Here is a 17542-nt window from a genome sequence, read left to right as displayed (position 1 = left end):
AGGAGATTGTGAAAATGCAAAATAGTTATTACCACTTGTATTGCCCAAAAGGTGTTCAAAGCCGATACAAATTGCTTGTGTTCAACGCCAGTAATGAGCCGTTTTTACCGCTAACTGACTTTTATGATGATGTCAGCAGGAAAATCTCAGAAAGCTCGGCATTGTCGTATCTACAATGCCTTCTACCATTCTTTAGTTGGTTGGATAAACACAGCAATTATCAAGGAAAACGTGTTCAGTGGATTGATTCTCCAGAAGCCATACGGATCGCTGTGGAAGATTATTTGATGGATGAAATGGCTTGTAAAGTTCGAGAAAAGGATTCTTTTCGTTTTATCAATCGTTCCAATAAAAGCCCCAATACGGTTCATCGTTTTCTTTCCGCTCTCAAGTCGTTTTATAAGTCTTTGATTACGCTGAGACAGTATAGCTATCCCAATCCTCTTATCGACTCTCATGCAATATTAGATGACTATAAAACGAATACCGAAGGTGTAAGAGAAAATAAACCGCGAATGCCTGCCGAAGCAGGAACGGAAGACCCGCTTGTGCATAGACGTTTGACAGATTCCTACTTCAAGCTCATTAACGAGGAATGGCAACCTGAAATCATTGATGATCCTCTTCTCTACCATAAAGTCAAACAGACAGGTAATCATGCAAATTGGTCATTGCGAGAGAAGGGCACGCCCGTATGTTATTTGAGACAGGAGCAAGGGCATCTGAAGTTATTGAACTTACGATTGGGGACTATCGTTCCCGTAAGTCCTTTCAAGAAGTCAGCACGTTTAATAAAGGGAGTCATGGTCGCAGAGTGAAATTTCTTCGCTTTAGTAAAGACACCACGAAACTCCTGTTTCAATATATCAACAAGGAGCGGAAAATATTTGACCCTTTAGGGCAGGATTTTGATTCCCTACCTAACGATGCACCCATGTTTCTGACGGAACGAGGAACACCGTTGTCATATCAGACCTGGTATCTGCACTGGAATAAGGTAATGACGTTGATGGACATAAGGTTAAATCCGCACAAAATAAGACATTGGTTTGTTACGACAAGTATGCGTGAAATTTATAATGTCTCTAAAACGGATGCAGAAATTGCTCAACGTAAAGATGAACTTATTAAATACATGAAATGGAAACAAAAAGACACGATTGAAGTGTATGAACACCACTTTGACGAGGAAAGGCATCGAGGTTTCCATGACAAGATGCTGGAACATATAGCAGAGAAAGAAAAGGAATACATAAAGCAGCCAAAACAAAAAAGAACAAAAAAGCCCACTCTGACTGTTGTAAACACAGTAAAAGACATGGAGTTAGAAGTGGATATACAGGCTCTACTGGATGATTTGGAGGATGAATTATGACAACAATAACAGATTTACCTACCTCCCCATTTTATAATGAATTAATAGGAAAAGTGTATGAACACTTTCTTCATTTGCAGGATAACAGAGGGGTGTTTCTTTTAGATAAATTAGACGAATCCCCTGTAAAATACTTTCTAAATCAGTGTCTAGATACGCCTTGGCAAAATCAATTGCTATTATATATGCTTATTAGTGGAGATAGAAATTTAGATACTAATAGCATAGCAAACCAACTTCGCACATTGTGTCCAAGATTCAAGGATATATTCCATACTTATGAATTGCAAACTTTTGCTGATTTTGATACAGAAAAACACATGTACCAGTACCTGAAAGGCCTTATTTATCCCGAACATTCAAATGACCAGCGAGCAAGGTTTTTAAGTCGTTATAAATCAATTTCCTACTCGACTAACAAATGGCTTATAGCAAAGTTAAATCAAGAACAACGGGAGTATTTTCAGCAATTCTTACTCCCTAAGCCTTTGTTTGATAGCCGAGATTTTACGTTCACTAAACAAGCAAGAGAACAAGCTCAAAACACTCGCAAGAGTGAGACGGATGCCATTCTCCCTTACCTTCCTCAAATTCGGGCGGAAGCAAACTTCCGATGGAATCAGATGAAACGATTGCGAGAAGCCTTTCTGACAGCCTGTAAACAAGCGGAAAAGAGAGAGGTCACATTACCCATAGAATTTCATTATGATGAACCTGAACGCATCGGAGAGCGGTTTTACTTCCGCTTATGGGACAAACCTTCCTTTGTTCTGTACCAGAAAGAGAAATTTACAGAATTTATTGTAACATCAGCTGAACAGCGAACAAGGACATATTCGGAGGCCAACAATCATTACTTTGTAGAGTTTGTAAAAGCCGAACGATTAGAAGATGATGATGTAGCGGAAGGTCTATGGTTTGCAGAAATCTTGCAAGAAGGCGTATTAGGAAAGTGGTTTCAAAATGTGATGGATGAAGGGCTTGAACAGAAACGAGAACTCCTATTCTCATGGGGATATGGCGAAGAAGGATCAATTAGCAATCCTAGCCCTTTCGAATCTCATCACAAAGGAGTTCTATCTCAAACTACTTTTGTTACTCAACAAAGAGACAAAGCCGAAGGTATTTTATTCGATATGGAGCCATTCTATGCTGCATCAACCTTCGGTCTATTGGCGGTAGACATTCTGACGACAACAGGAGCGAGAATCAATGAACTATTACAAATTAACCGTGCAAAAGATTGCCTACAAGCCATGAGGGTGAATGGCGATTTAAAATATTCCTTCTACGCTGTCCCAAAAGGACGAGATACGGTTGAGTCTTACATAATTAGCAAGCAAACCTTCGAACTAATGAAAAGAGTCAATAAGATGCTGAAAAAACATTATAATGGAGCAATGCCAAGTGTAAAGTATCAAGGTGACAGGAAACACCTATTTCCAGAGACAAAGCCCTACTTCTTTCAATATAACAAGAAAGGACTTAAGGATAGAACCATTCATTCATGTCTCCGTTTTCTCTTGCATGGATTGCATTTCGAGACACAAGAAGGAAAACATGTGATCATTAAAACACACTTACTGCGTCACGCTTTCGCAACAGAAGCTGTTCAACGTCAGGAAATTCCCGTTGATATTGTAGCGAAAATCCTTCATCAGCGTGATTTGAATGTAACAAGGTATTACTCTGAACCCACTCCAAGTCAAGTAGCTGAAAAGGTTGGAGAATTACACAGCGTAATTTTAAACTATGTTGACTTAGATGAAGCGATTCTTCGCAGTCCTGAAGAACTTCAGCGGGAGTGGGAGGAACACAAGGCCAAAGTAGGTGTATATAACAATGTGTTGGGCGGTACTTGCGTTACAGATAAAGTATGTCCTGTAAAAATGGCATGTTTAGGATGTGTAGCAAAAATTCCGCAACCTGAGAAGAAACATGAACTCCTTGAAGTGGTTGATTTATCTAAGGATATGGAAAAGCGGTATGCTTCCCTGGATTTGACGATTGAAGTAAATAAGGCGAAACAGATGCGGAAACTTGCGAGAAACGAGTTAAAGGAAATTGAATTGATTGAGAAATATCGGGAGGAACAGACATATGAACCAGACGTTTCCTTCAAAAGATAACCGAACGTGGCTCAAAGAGGTTCATGAATCTCGAAGCCAGCGTTCTCTCTTGTTAGGGAAGGAGGCAATTGACCTTCTGGTCAAACAAAACCTCCCTGTTACACTCAAGACTGTATCAGAGAAGTCAAAAGACATTGATCCCGAAGGGAAAGGGATTCATCGTAACACGATTAGTACAAATCAAGAATTGAATGCGTATTATAAGCAGCATAGCAAATCATATAAGAAAAAATTAAATATCAACAAGTCTACACAAAAGCGTTCAGTTGCATTTACTTCTGTTGATTATCGACGTATACGTTTAGACCGAAGCATAGAAAACACGGAACGAAAGTATATGAAGATGTCTAAGAAAGAGCTTGTACAGCGATTGATTTTGGCAGAACAATATATTGCAGAAAACAATTCAAAATGGGTGGCAAATTATTTTGAATTGTTTAAGTAGGTGATACACGGTAAGCATCACCCTCCCTTCTTCAACTAAACCAGCTAGGGGTCTCGCCAACTAAACGCGAATTTCGTACGCTAAGGAATTCCTAAGTTAAAAAACTTGGTTTTACCGTACTTTAACAAAGTTCCATAAACGACATTTAATGTTTGTTATGGAACTTTGTTTTTGGTAATGAGTTTTAGAACTGGTTTTTGACCGTATTTATTTCAGCTTTGTTAGAACTAAATAGAGTTCTTTAAACGGTCGTTTTCGGTACTTTTAGAGAAAATAAATTGGATAAATATGTTACAAAAAAGTTTATGAAGAAATATAATTTAGCTAACAAGGCAGGTTAACACCAAACTCAAAAAACTGATATAATAATTTAGATTATTATAAAATTTCAGTAAAGGAATGATTCTAGTTGAAGAAATCCCGAAATCCAGAAACAGTACATAAACCAGTAGCACCATATGTACATCAAATAGAAGTAACAGGTCCCAATAAATGGCTCACATTATCAGGTCAATTAGGCATGGAAATAGATGGAATGGTTCCAGATGATCCATTGGAGCAGTTACAATTAGCTCTAGATAATATTAGAAGAAATCTTAAGGCTGCTAATATGAACGTAGAAGATTTAACGAAGATAGTATTTTATTTAGTAGGTGATTTTAATGCAGAGAAGAGAAGGAAAATTATTGGAGATTTTCTAGGTGAACATCTTCCTTGTACTACTATGATTTATGTGGTGGCATTAGCAGCTCCTGTATTTAAAGTGGAGATAGACGCATGGGCATGTAAGGAAATTAATTAATCTCTTTTGATAAACAATAATTAATTATATGATGAATCTTATTGTATTATCGGGAGCTTTAATTGAATAAATCAATCTAAAAAAGTCGAATCCTTAGTGTATGGGAATTCGACTTTTTTGAATGGAAATTTGCTTAGCGTACAAAATTCGCGTTTTGTTGGCGAGACCCCATCGCCATCAAGCTAAGGTTTTGAAGTACCCCCTAAATGAAAATTTTCTTTCTCTACAGTTAGTTATTTTGAGAGATCAGCTCATTTTTTTGTTTTGGCGGTGTTTACTTTTCTTAAGTTGATAGCGATGTGGCACTACCCCTTTTATAAAGATAACCAAGATTTAGAAATCATATTTTCAGTAGAAAATAGCTATTCTAAATAGTGAATTCATAATTATAAGGAGGAATTTAATTATGACAGTAATTACTAAGCTTAAGCAAACTATTTCTGGATTAAAAAGTGCTCAAGCATGTTTAGAAGGATTTGTTCTTGATACTGACAATCAGCAAGCAAAACAACTGTATCAAAATGCAGCTCAGCAAGCGCAGATAATTATTGATTCTTTAGAACCACGTGTTCAGGAGGTTCAACAAGATGAGCCTCAGTATAATCAATAAAACGCAGTAATCTTCAGATTTTTTGCAGAGGTCTTATCATAGTTAGATTTATATATCTGGGGTTCTGCCGTATGCCCATCAAGTTAAGAAATTGGTTGTTCCTCAAAACGAAAAAATTAAGCTAAATTCTCATAAATAACTGTAAAATAATAAAATTGTCGTTTTGGGGACACTTCAAAATACTAGCTTGATGGGCATGGGCTGAACCCCAATTTATTTTTTTGGATTTGAAGTGTTGATTTTAAAAGTTTGAGATGGATTGCTACTATCTTTGTCCCTGAGGCAAGATTATGGGGTAATAAAAGATTTATGGCAATGTTATGCTTCAAGCATTACAAGAATGTTCTCTACAAACACTAATAACATCTAGGCTTGTAACATTAATATTCGCACATTCATCAACCCAAACAAGAAATCTGTCTTCAACTTTAATAAAAACTCCTGTTCCATCGATTCGATTGCTACCAGAGAACACTTGAATCTTATCTCCCTCTCGTATGGGATCTAATCTTGAGCGTCTTTTGCGCTCAACAAAGCAATTCTTTTCCTCAAAACATTCTCTTTCACCGAAAAACTCTCTTTCTCGTCTATCAAATCTTCCACGTCTTCTGCGTTCGAAAGACATCGAAATCCAACCCTTTTTAATAAGATTTATATCCCTTTATTCTATGAGTGCACTAAAAGAATGGACTAAGTTTGTTTCATAATGATGAAATAAATGGATCCCTATCCGGTTTTTGTATGTTTAGCTTAGTGATATGTCTATGCTTATTAGATTTTGAAATCCATTTGTAACCTTGAAGTAATGTTAAGGCAATAAGCCTACTCATACATTTGAGTAGGCTTTATTTTGTATTTTAACCAGTATTTTTATGGAAAATATCTTCTGTAAAATTAATGGTACAAGTGTGTATACCATTTATATAGTGATAGCATAATTTAAATTAGCTAAATAACTGAAGGGGATGGAGAGAAGACTATGAAAGTCATAATTTTATGTGGTGGAAAAGGATTGAGGATGCAAGGTATTCTGGGGAATATACCCAAACCATTAGTTCATGTTCAAGGAAAACCTCTCATTTGGCATATAATGAATTGGTATAGCAAGTTTGGACATCATGAATTCGTCCTACCATTAGGGTATGGAGGTGAAAAAATCAAAGAATATTTCATGGACTATATATGGAAAGAACATGATTTTAATTTAGATTTAAAGAATAATCATTACCAGTTGCTTGAAGAACCAAAACAGTGGAATATAAAATTTATAGATACAGGGATTGAAACAATGACCGGAACCAGATTGAAAAAACTTGAAAAGCATATACAGGATGAAATGTTTTTATTAACTTATGGTGACGGATTAGCAAAGATAGATATTAACGAACTTATAAAATTTCATAAAGACAAAGGAAAAATCGCAACATTAACCGGTATAAAAAAAAGTAGTCAATATGGTCTTTTACAGATTGAAAACGGGATTGCTGTGGATTTTAAGGAAAAACCCCTACTTAATGCTGTAATAAATGGAGGTTTTTTTGTATTTAATAAAGGAATATTCAATTATTTGAATGATAATGATTGTATGCTTGAAGAAGAACCTCTACTAAATTTAATAAAAAACAAGGAACTTGCAGTTTATGAGCACAATGATTATTGGATTAGTGTAGATACACCTAAAGATCTTAAAGATGCAAATGAAAGCTGGAACCCTAACAAAAATAGTTGAAAGGAGTGAATAAACATTGCGTTTTAACAATAGAAAGAAAGGTTGGCCGCACCGCTATACTCCCTTTAAAATAGAAAAGGATTTTCCGTTATCTTCAGATGCTTCAGCTATTGACCACTCTAAAAAAACTACAAGCAAACAAATCTATCCTCTACCTTATAATAAACAGCCTCACTCTGAAAATCATTTTTGTGCCATAGTTGGAACAGAATACGTCTTGAAAATAATTGCTTTGCACCAATCTCTAATGCAAAATTCACAAACGTTTACATTATGGATTTGTTGTATAGATGTGTTTGCTTATTCAACATTGAAAGAAATGAACTTGAATAATGTAAATCTTTTGCAGGTAGATGATATAGAAGATCCAAATTTGAAAGATATTAAAAGAAATAGGACAGTCAGTGAATATTGTTGGACTTTAAAGTCCGTACTTATTGAATATTTATTGGTAAATTATAATTTGCCATCTGTTCTTTATTGTGATAGTGATTTATATTTCTTCTCTGATCCTAACATGATATTTAAAGAATGGGATGACAATTCTATTTATCTTTGTCCACAGAGAGACCGTGACTGGGTAGAGGAAAAATACGGGAAATATCAGGCTGGGTTAATTGGGTTTAAAAACGATTTCTACGGATTAAAAAGCGTACGATGGTGGAAAGATAAATGCTTAGACTGGTGTAGTGCTAATCCTGATAAAGGAAGATTTGGTGACCAAAAATATTTAGATTTAATTCCTATTTACTTTCCAAAAGTAAAAATCTCAAGCAATCTAGGTATAAATGCCGCACCTTGGAATTGTATTTATAATAACAATTATATAATTGATAAAAATCAAAATGAGGTATACATTGAAACAGATAAACTAATTGTATATCATTTTGCATGCATTACCATTTTCAATGAACAGGATTTTGATCTTTGGTCTTTAGGTAAACTTTCAATACCAAATAATATATTGCACCTTATTTATACCCCCTATCTAGAAGGAATTCAGTTTAACCTCACAAAATTAGCAGAAAAATTAGGTGAAAAAACACAGCGCCTGTTAAGTATTAAAGACATTAGCGAGGCGCAGACTTTATATAAAGATACACAATTAAGAAGAAAAATGAATCAATCAAATCATTTTATGAATTATTCAATAATTATAAGTCAAAAACGTTTAATTCAAGGTCTGACTTGCTACTATTCCCTTGAAAGCCATGGTACAGATTTTATAGTGTGGATCTGTTGTATGGACAATTTAACTTATCGAATTCTAACAAATCTAAAATTGAAGAATGCTATACTGCTTCATGTGAAAGACATAGAAAATCAAGAACTCCTAAATATAAAGAATGAAAGAAGTTTGCAGGAATACTGCTGGACATTAAAAGCCCCTCTATGCCTTCATATTCTTAAATATTATTCTGAAGTTGATCACATTATATACTGTGACGCAGATATGTTTTTCTTTACAAAGCCTACTATAATTCTAGATGAATGGTGGAAGTATTCTGTATTTCTTTGTCCACAGAGAGGCACTACTGAATTGGAAAATGTACATGGCATGTATCAGGCCGGCCTAATAGGATTTAAAAATGATCAAAACAGTAAAGATATTTTAATATGGTGGAAAGATAAGTGCCTAGAATATTGTAAAGATGTATATGATATTGAGATGAATAGATGGGGAGATCAAAAATATTTAAATCACATTCCTGATTTATTTTCTAACATTAAAATCATGACTCAAAAGGGGATTAACGCTGCACCTTGGAATCTAATTTTAAATAATCATTCTTCTATAACAAAAACAGAAAACAAGATTTTTATAGATCAAGATGAATTAATCGCTTTTCACTTTGGGAGTATGCAAATTATTAATAAAAATGAATTTGATTTATGGAAACAAGAACATGTAGAAATAGATCCGTCAATTTTAGAATATATATATATTCCTTATATCGAAAAAATACGAAATACATGTCGCGTACTTGATAATATCTTTTCTCTTACCCCTTTATTTGTTGGAAAATTAGATGAGTCCTCTGTAAAAAACTATTTCCAATACCTTCCCTCATCTTTTAAGTGATATCCATTCTCTCTTTTATATAAATAGTATTATTCCCTAATTCACACAAACTTCCTCAGTAAATATATTTATTCCTTTTACCCAAAATTTATAAGGAGACAAATGAAATTCTATGAATATGATTGACCATTTTAAAAATAAAACGTTTCTTATCACTGGCGGATACGGTTTTATTGGTTCTCATTTAGTAAGAAGATTATTGAAATTACAAGCGAAAATCGTTATTTTAGCCAGAAAGTCATCAAATCCTTGGCGTCTTAATGATGTATTAAAAAGTATCAAACTTTATGAAGTAGATATACGAGATAAGATCCAAGTTGAAAATATTATAAAACAAATCCGTCCTGACTATATTTTTCACTTTGCTGCATACGGAGTAAATTCAGCTCATACAGATTACATGAGTGCTATTGAAACGAATGTTTTAGGTACAATTAATATTATTCAGGCAACAAAGTCTATAGATTGCAAAAAGATTATTAATATTGGAAGCAGTTCTGAGTATGGAAATAAAACAGAATCTATTAAGGAAGATATGGAATTAACACCAGTAGATATTTATGGAAGTAGTAAAGCTGCAGCCACTATAATTGCTCATCAAGTCGCGGCTGAAAACAATATCAACCTTATAACCTTAAGACCCTTTGGAGTATTCGGAGAAGGTGAAGAACCACATAAAATTTTTTGCTATATTATTTTACAGGTATTACAGAATAGAAATGTAAACTTAACGTTATGTAATCAATTAAGAGATTACTGCTATGTAGATAATATTATAGATGCTTGTATGCTAACAATTGAAAATAATTCTATACAAAATGAGATTTTTAATATTGGAAGCGGTGAAACTCACCCTTTAAAATATTATGTGGAATTACTCTTTAAACACTTGCAGACTAATAAAAGACCCAATTATGGTGCGTTATCCTATAGAACGAATGAAAGAAGGATTTCTAAACCGAATATTAATAAAATTAAACGTATGCTCTCTTGGGAACCACGCATAAGTATTGAAGAAGGTATTATTAAAACTGTTAATTGGTATAAACATAATACACATCTATATCCGAATGTATGAAAATCTATTTCTAAGGTGTGAAACAATTGTTCAATAATAGCTTTAAGAATGTATTTCATGGAAAAAAGATTTTAATCACAGGACACACTGGTTTTAAAGGCTCTTGGTTATCCATATGGTTAAAAGAATTAGGCGCGACTGTAATTGGATATTCTTTAGATCCTAAAAATAAAAAAGATAACTTTAATTTAACAAACCTTCAAAACGACATAATTGATGTTCGTGGGGATATTAGAGACTATAATAAATTAAATAAGCTTTTCAAAGAATATAAACCTGAAATTGTATTTCATTTAGCCGCACAACCACTTGTTAAATATTCTTATGAGCACCCTAAAGATACGTATGATATAAATGTTATGGGAACAATGAATATATTAGAAGCAATTCGTTTACATGAATCCACTAAAATAGGAATTATAGTTACAAGTGACAAGTGTTATGAGAACAATGAATGGGTTTGGGGATACCGTGAAAATGACCCAATGGGTGGACATGACCTTTATAGTTCTAGCAAAGGATGCTGCGAACTATTAATTTCCTCCTACCGCAACTCTTATTTTCCAGAAAAAAAATATGAGCACCATAAAAAAATAATCGCAAGTGTTCGTGCTGGCAATGTAATTGGCGGAGGAGATTGGTCAATAGGCAGGATTATTCCTGATTGTATACGAGCACTGGAATCAAACCAAGAAATTTTCATTAGAAATACTAATGCAGTAAGACCTTGGCAACATGTACTTGAACCCTTAAGTGGATATTTACTTCTAGCAGAAAAAATTTTAACTGATGGGGTCCTTTTTTCTGGTGCATGGAATTTTGGTCCAAAACTAAATAATATTGTCTCAGTAAAAGAGCTTGTTACCGGTATGATAAAGTCCTGGGGATGTGGGAATTGGATATCTTCAAATGTAAATCCAGAAGAATTTCATGAGGCAACATTCCTAAACCTAGATATAAGCAAAGCAAAATTCAAGCTCAATTGGGAACCAAAATGGTCCCTTCAACAGACTTTAGACCATACAGTAGACTGGTATAAAAATTATAAGGCGTACTCCAGTACAGAGCTGAGAAATTTATGTGTTGATCAAATTAAACAATATGTGCAGTCTTAAGAAAAGAAAAGCTATAATCCCTTTCTCATTGTATACTTCGGAATGTATCATTCATTTGACACTTATCATTCCTTTAAAATATCCCATCTATGATTCTCCTTACTCTATTTTGCAAAGGTTTAGCCTACTTTTAAAAACTTTGCAACAGAACCAGAAAAAGAATAAACAAAACAAAAAAGTCATGACAAGTGAGTTTTGGGAACAGAATCTATTTGAATTTGGTTACATCCTTGCTAATTAAACCAGTATAATCGCTCATCATCTACCCTTTTTTCTGTTTATAAAAACATTGAAGATGAGGAGTTTAGGTATTATATAGTGAAAAATAAAAAGGATATTTTTCACTGCCTTAAAAAGTTCCTTAAGAAATAAATTAAAATATAAAAATGATTAAATGTATAGAAATCATAGGGCTGCAAAGCGATTCTTTAAGAAAGCTTTGCGGTCTTTTCATGTCCCTCTCCCCCCATGTGATTACAGTTGATAAAAATCCAGATTATCCAATCGCCATAGAAAAAATGAAGAAAGAAAAAAAGATGCCACTAGGCATCCAAATCAGGCAGATAAAATATCTAAATAACATTGTGGAACAAGATCATCGTTTTATTAAGAAACGTGTACGCTCTATGATGGGATTCAAATCATTTTAAACAGCAACCGCTATATTGAGTGGTGTGGGAGTCATGCATATGATGAAAAAGAGACAGATTAATTTAAGGAATTAGTCTGTCCAAAATCAAAAAGAATTCATCCATCAATTATTTAGGCTGACAGCATAAAATACAATCCCGTTAGAAATATATGTGCTATATTCCCTTTTATTTTATCTTTGTACCAGAACCAAATATATCAGTCCTTGATTAGTAAATAATGAAATGGTGATACTAATCAATATTGAACGTAAATGACAAAGGAATGAGAACATGATTTATATTTACACTGATTATGGCGGAACGCATACAACATCACTAGCCGCAGCGTATCATTTAAACAAACTACCAACTGATCGGAATTTAACGAGAGAAGAAATTTTAAATGTGGACTATTTTAATAAACTTAAAACTTATGATATGGGAAAAATTATTTTTCATGGCCGAGATGAGGGCGGCAATCCTGTTTATACAGTAGGGTGCGGAGCATCAAAAGTTGTGGTACCATCTATGAAAAATCTAGGAGAAATTCTTCAACATCAATATCAAAACAACGAAAAAATCATTTTTTCAAATATGTCACCAACCGTTCCACTTCCTATGACGTTTGGTGGTTTATTCTCTAGAAGATTACATATTGATTTTATTGGTATTCCATTACTTGTATGGGGAGCACAGATTTGTTGTGTCAATGTACAAAGACTGGTGGATTATACAAAAGAAGCGTAAGCGTCAAATATTCCCCACCTGCCATTTATAAATAACCCATGAGATAATCTCCTTACATACTACATGTGGAAGTTTTTTTTATGGAAAAACACCTATTAAAAAAGGAATGGGAAGCCTATATTCAAGACTATAAAAACAGTGGATTATCAAAAGTTGCTTGGTGTCAAAAACAGAACCTACTGGCTCATGGGCTTTACTATTGGTTGAAAAAATTATCACCTCAAAAGGAACACCTAAGGAAGTAGAAGATTGGTTATTGTCTCGCGTCATCGATATCGGGATAGTTATCCTTCCAAATGAAGAAATGGAAATTAGCCCATTGACAAGGGGGAAATGGTTGTGGTAATACGAGATGATCACACCCTATATAAGAAATCAGCTATTACAATACAGGATTTGAATAATGAACCAATCATTATTTTTAAAGGGGGATATGAACCTCCGATTATCGATATGTTTAAACAAGACGGAGTACCGCTCCGCATTGAATATGCAGTTTCTACTGTAACGACATCACTAAATATGATACAAGAAGGGCTAGGGTTGGCCATCTTAGCTGAGTTATCCTTATCTAATCTACCCCCGAATGTTCGAACTCGAGAGCTAGAACCACACGTTTGGAGAGAAATAGGTCTAGCTGTCCCTTCATTAAAGGAATCATGGCATTTCCCCATGGAAAGGGAGCATCCTGGAGGGGAATTATCTATTTCTCAACATAACTTTTTATGTACATTAATATAATGTATATATAGCAAATAAAAGGAGGAAATTCATGTATACTAATTCTCAAATGCCGAATGATCCTCGTTATAATCAGCAATACCCACAATATCCGAATGATACACAACACACTCAACAAGCTCAGCATCCTAATTTACGCCAGCAGCAATATATCCCTCAAGAACCCACTCAACAGCAAGTTCAACATGCTGTGGGTACTCACTATCTTTATTTAAAAGATCCAGTTCTACAAATTGTTAGACCTTGGGTACAGTATGGAATTCAAGAAACTCAACACAATCCCATTCCCCACGCTATGACTGAATTAGCTGCAATCATGTTCTTAATTGGAAAAGGCTACGACCAACAACTGGCACATTACATCGTCGAATCTTGGGAAAAGAATGGGCAGTTTTAAAGGCTCATTTCTATAAGATTTTGTAAAAAAAAATGATTTTTGCAGTCCAATTATTTATTGAAGAGGTGCAAGAGCTGTTTTCTTTGTAAAATAGGCTTATCCCTTATATGCAGGGAGAGCTTTTTCTTTATAATTTTCTGTCCAAATTGTACGAGAAATGGAAGTTTAAAAGTAAACGTAAAGTAACTCCAAAATATACAATAAAAGTTGATTTTGGAGTTATTTTTTGTTTACTTCACTTTTTTTCGGCACTCTACAGCTAGATGGTAAATCCGCTGACCACGGCAAGATTTTATCCAGTTCCTCTTTATTGTTTAAATCGATGTTGGGAAGTGTTTCAAATAAATAACGAAGATAATGATAAGGACTTAAACCATTCTCTTTTGCAGTTTCCACCACACTATACATGATGGCACTTCCTCTGGCACCTCGCGGTGTATTTGAGAACATCCAATTTTTTCTCCCGATTACAAACGGTTTAATAGAACGTTCACTTCTGTTGTTATCGATTTCTAAACGACCGTCTAATAAAAAAGCTTCAAGATGATTCCGTTGATTCAAACAATAAGTGATGGCTTTGCCTAGCGCACTTTTTGGTAAAACACGATCTTTCTGTTCATGAAGCCATGCTGAAAAAAGGTTCAGAATGGGCCTGCTTTTTTTCAGTCTCTGCTCATATCGCTCGGTAGGGTTGACATGTCTGAGCTTCCTTTCAATCGAATAGAGTTGATTACAGAAGTGTAAACCTTCGCTCGCCTTCACTTTTTTCCCCTTCTGTGAATCAGGTAAAGCCTTTAAGGCTTCATCAAACTTTCGTCTCGCATGCGCCCAACATCCGATAAGGGTGACATCCGGTACTTGATGATAACCACTATATCCATCTACCTGTAAATATCCTTCAAAACCAGTTAAAAAACGTTTCGGATGTTCGCCTGCTCTTGTAGGTTGATAGTCATAGAGGACAATAGGGATATCCTCTCGTCCTGTACGATATAACCACAGATAGGACTTGGTTGTTGCGGCTCGACCAGGTACGCGTAAGACTTGGAAGGTTGTTTCGTCCGCATGAAGAATGGTTCGAGTAAGTAAATGTTCATGCATCCTTTCATACAAAGCCACTAACCATCGATCCGCCCCATATAATAACCAATTTCCCATCGTTTGTCGTGATAAGAAGATTTCCATTCGTTTAAAATGCTTTTTCTGACGATAAAGAGGCAATCCTTCTACATATTTTTGTGTCATGATATACGCCATAATCGATGGGGAAGCGATACTTTTAGGAAAGGCAGGGGCTGGCATCTTAGCCGTCACAATCGGTGTAGATACCTCATCTAATTCACACTTACGACAAGCGTATACATACCTCTTATGTTCCGTCACCTTTACTTCCGCAGGGATAATCGTCAGTTCCTTACGGACTTCTACACTCATCTCATGCAAAGCACCACCACAGCACAAACAAACCTGTTCCATATCAAGTAAACGATATTCAATCGTTTCAACCGGAAGGTTTTGGACAGACTCATCCCTATGACCGTGTTTCTTCTTACGACGATAGGTGATTGTTTCAACAGCTGATTCAGGGGTTTCAGAGTCACTTTCTTTCTCAGCCTCATTAAACAGTTCTAAAGCGAGTTGATTATTAGGTGTTTTTTCGCTAGACGTACCAAACCGTTTTTGTTGACTAAGACGAAATTGTTCTTCATACCATCTCACTTTTTCCGTGAGTTCCTCTACTTGAGCTTGAAGTGATTCAATTGTGGGTTGTTTTGAATGTGAGAGTGTTGTTTTCATAGATAAATCCATTCGATAAAATCATCCAAATTCCTTTTTCATATATGATTTTTATAGAATGGTTCTCGCATGTACGGCTTGATGACCTTGTTTTTGTTGAAAAGCAAATCCATCAAGAAGCCATCTCAATTGTCGTCTTGAAATGGTAAGTGGCACACCCGGATGACCAGTTGGCCAGTAAAACGTTCCCTTTTCCAATCTGCGATAGTGCAACCAGAAACCATTATGTTCCCAAACAAGAATTTTTAGTTTATCGCGTGAGCGATTACAAAAAACAAATAAACAAGAAGAAAAAGGGTCTAACTCAAATTCTTCCTTTACAATAGCTGCTAGTCCATCAATTGATTTACGTAAATCTGTTGCCCCTTGTGCAAGATATACTTTTTCAATTGCGATTTCGGATATCATTGTTGTTTCACCGTCTGTATCACTTGTAGGAGCACTTGTGGAGTAAAAGGCACATCTAACTCAATAGTGGCTTCTTGCATGTGAATTCGAATGGTGGCATGTATGTTTTCTTCTACGACAGGGACATTCATAGAAATCCAATTCACACGCTCATTTTTATTTTGATCTTCCGTTTCAGGTGATAATTTGTTTAGCCAGTAATATAGCCGATGAACCCGTAGGTTCTGTTTCTGACACCAGGCAACTTTTGATAATCCGCTGTTTTTATAGTCTTGAATATTAGTCTCCCATTCTTTCTTTAATAGGTGTCTTTTCATAAAAAAAACCTCCACATGTAGTATGTACGGAGATTATCTCATGGGTTATTTACAAATTGTAAGTGGGGAATGTTTGACGCTTACAAAGAAGCTGGTAGACTGACAAACGATTACGTTGTTATATTAGAGAATAAGACTTTCAAATGAAAAAAGCAGGATACATTGCTATCCTGCTTTTTTCTATAACATTTCAACTTTCTTTCGAATCACAACCTTATCAATTTCGTGTTCTTCATCGCCGATAAATAAGCCGCGTTCTTTCAAATACATTTCAAAATATAAATCAGCTTCCGCGCGTTCATCATAAGGTTTTACAGATAAAACAAATCCTCTTTCTCTAGCTAATTGTTCTAAAGCATCAGGTGACATATATCGTTGTAACTCTTTAGAAAACAATTCTAATTTATCAAAATTCGATAAGTTCATGCCAAAAACGCCATCCTTTCCTATGATTCTACAGAAAGAATAGCGTATTTTTTCATTCTAGAAGAACAGTTTTAGGATTTCAGGAAGAAAATGGAACTATCTATGCGTATTTAATGGTTACTCTTCAAGGGGCGTCGATTGGTAGTTTGAAAATTCGCCTTAGTCAATTCGGTTTTGATGAAACAAATTGTATTGTTTTGGATGGCTCTGGATCAAGCTCAATGAGGGTAATTGATAAAAAAATAATGAATTGGATGTTGATCTGGGTACAGAACCCAACCTTTTCGATTTTACTCCGAACGCAAACCGGTACGACTTTATTTCAAATCAACATGTACACATTTTATCGTGAGCGTCCTATTTATGTACAGAAAAACTTTTATGTACAGTGAACATTTAATGCGTGATATGTTTGAAAATTAAAGGTTTGGATGATATTCGAAGAATATGTACATAAAAGTTTACGGAGATATATCCGTTTCAGGAGGGAATCCGCCGAAATCATAAATTGTTTCATATTCATTATCTGAAGATGAGATAGTTAATACTTCAGTTTCCCAGTGTGCTGTAAAAATAACAATTGCTTTTGGTTTATATGTTTCTCCAAGTGTTTTTAGAAAACGTGTATAATCTGTATCTTGAATAGCAAGCATTGGTGAGCCGTGCGCTAAAAATAATGATGGCATCATAAGTGAAACCTCCTAAAATATA

General features: G+C 34.9%; 16 protein-coding genes and 4 pseudogenes. 14 read left to right on the top strand and 6 right to left on the bottom strand.

All coding sequences use genetic code 11. The features are described from left to right. Positions 1-14 precede the first annotated feature (14 nt). From MHH71_RS06480 to MHH71_RS06460, 5 genes and pseudogenes are all read left to right on the top strand, one after another. Positions 15-1375 (top strand): annotated as a pseudogene (locus MHH71_RS06480) (tyrosine-type recombinase/integrase). After that, entirely contained in the window at positions 1372-3504 is a 2133-nt protein-coding gene (locus MHH71_RS06475; protein ID WP_033798809.1) for a tyrosine-type recombinase/integrase, read from the top strand. The pseudogene MHH71_RS06480 and the gene MHH71_RS06475 overlap by 4 nt, the downstream one beginning before the upstream one ends. After that, complete coding sequence (locus tag MHH71_RS06470) at positions 3476-3949, top strand: hypothetical protein (protein WP_033798810.1); 474 nt, start codon at positions 3476-3478, stop codon at positions 3947-3949. The genes MHH71_RS06475 and MHH71_RS06470 overlap by 29 nt, the downstream gene beginning before the upstream one ends. 409 nt (positions 3950-4358) lie before the next feature. Continuing rightward, a complete protein-coding gene (locus tag MHH71_RS06465) occupies positions 4359-4751 on the top strand; it encodes a RidA family protein (protein WP_006094475.1) in 393 nt (130 codons plus the stop codon). A gap of 406 nt (positions 4752-5157) precedes the next feature. Further along, complete coding sequence (locus MHH71_RS06460) at positions 5158-5361, top strand: DUF1657 domain-containing protein (RefSeq protein WP_006094476.1); 204 nt, start codon at positions 5158-5160, stop codon at positions 5359-5361. 325 nt (positions 5362-5686) lie between these two features. Here MHH71_RS06460 and MHH71_RS06455 read toward each other — a convergent pair whose 3' ends face one another. Next, positions 5687-5986, bottom strand: coding sequence for a hypothetical protein (locus tag MHH71_RS06455; protein WP_018781430.1), 300 nt, complete (start codon positions 5984-5986; stop codon positions 5687-5689). Between the two features lie 354 nt (positions 5987-6340). On the opposite strand from MHH71_RS06455, the gene MHH71_RS06450 reads away from it, so the two are divergent. The 9 genes and pseudogenes from MHH71_RS06450 (at position 6341) to MHH71_RS30540 (ending at position 13883) form a co-directional block, all read left to right on the top strand. Next, complete coding sequence (locus tag MHH71_RS06450; RefSeq protein WP_033798811.1) at positions 6341-7090, top strand: sugar phosphate nucleotidyltransferase; 750 nt, start codon at positions 6341-6343, stop codon at positions 7088-7090. Positions 7091-7106: 16 nt separating this feature from the next. Continuing rightward, on the top strand, positions 7107-9173 hold the full coding sequence (locus MHH71_RS06445; protein WP_006094479.1) for a hypothetical protein: 2067 nt from the start codon (positions 7107-7109) through the stop codon (positions 9171-9173). Between the two features lie 118 nt (positions 9174-9291). Next, a complete protein-coding gene (locus tag MHH71_RS06440) occupies positions 9292-10251 on the top strand; it encodes an NAD-dependent epimerase/dehydratase family protein (RefSeq protein WP_033799636.1) in 960 nt (319 codons plus the stop codon). Between the two features lie 26 nt (positions 10252-10277). Then, positions 10278-11366, top strand: a complete 1089-nt coding sequence (gene rfbG / locus MHH71_RS06435; RefSeq protein ID WP_033798812.1) for a CDP-glucose 4,6-dehydratase — start codon at positions 10278-10280, stop codon at positions 11364-11366. Positions 11367-11766: 400 nt separating this feature from the next. After that, positions 11767-12091 (top strand): annotated as a pseudogene (locus tag MHH71_RS06425) (DDE-type integrase/transposase/recombinase); the annotation flags it as partial. 198 nt (positions 12092-12289) lie between these two features. Next, a complete protein-coding gene (locus tag MHH71_RS06420) occupies positions 12290-12745 on the top strand; it encodes a DUF3189 family protein (protein WP_006094484.1) in 456 nt (151 codons plus the stop codon). Positions 12746-12825: 80 nt separating this feature from the next. Beyond that, a complete protein-coding gene (gene tnpA / locus MHH71_RS30545; protein WP_412676842.1) occupies positions 12826-12990 on the top strand; it encodes an IS66 family insertion sequence element accessory protein TnpA in 165 nt (54 codons plus the stop codon). After that, positions 12972-13486, top strand: a pseudogene (locus tag MHH71_RS06415) (LysR family transcriptional regulator substrate-binding protein); the annotation flags it as partial. The gene tnpA (MHH71_RS30545) and the pseudogene MHH71_RS06415, both read left to right, overlap by 19 nt. 31 nt (positions 13487-13517) lie before the next feature. Next, a complete protein-coding gene (locus MHH71_RS30540) occupies positions 13518-13883 on the top strand; it encodes a hypothetical protein (protein ID WP_139358561.1) in 366 nt (121 codons plus the stop codon). Between the two features lie 219 nt (positions 13884-14102). Here MHH71_RS30540 and tnpC read toward each other — a convergent pair whose 3' ends face one another. From tnpC to MHH71_RS06385, 5 genes and pseudogenes are all read right to left on the bottom strand, one after another. Further along, on the bottom strand, positions 14103-15692 hold the full coding sequence (gene tnpC, locus MHH71_RS06405; RefSeq protein ID WP_006094488.1) for an IS66 family transposase: 1590 nt from the start codon (positions 15690-15692) through the stop codon (positions 14103-14105). A 39-nt stretch (positions 15693-15731) separates the two neighbouring features. Next, on the bottom strand, positions 15732-16088 hold the full coding sequence (tnpB, locus tag MHH71_RS06400; protein WP_006094489.1) for an IS66 family insertion sequence element accessory protein TnpB: 357 nt from the start codon (positions 16086-16088) through the stop codon (positions 15732-15734). Next, the gene (gene tnpA / locus MHH71_RS06395) at positions 16085-16405 is read right to left on the bottom strand and encodes an IS66 family insertion sequence element accessory protein TnpA (RefSeq protein ID WP_033798813.1); all 321 of its coding nucleotides are present in this window, start codon (positions 16403-16405) and stop codon (positions 16085-16087) included. The genes tnpB and tnpA (MHH71_RS06395) overlap by 4 nt, the downstream gene beginning before the upstream one ends. A gap of 180 nt (positions 16406-16585) precedes the next feature. Then, positions 16586-16831 (bottom strand): hypothetical protein, encoded by a 246-nt coding sequence (locus MHH71_RS06390; protein ID WP_006094490.1) that lies wholly within the window; start codon positions 16829-16831, stop codon positions 16586-16588. 479 nt (positions 16832-17310) lie between these two features. After that, positions 17311-17520: pseudogene (locus MHH71_RS06385) on the bottom strand (dioxygenase family protein); the annotation flags it as partial. Positions 17521-17542: the final 22 nt, after the last annotated feature.

Origin of the sequence: Bacillus sp. FSL H8-0534 (assembly GCF_038005885.1) — a bacterium.
Taxonomy (GTDB): domain Bacteria; phylum Bacillota; class Bacilli; order Bacillales; family Bacillaceae_G; genus Bacillus_A; species Bacillus_A pseudomycoides.
The sequence above is the reverse complement of the archived record's forward strand: the minus strand, read 5'-3'. Positions and strand labels throughout refer to the sequence as shown.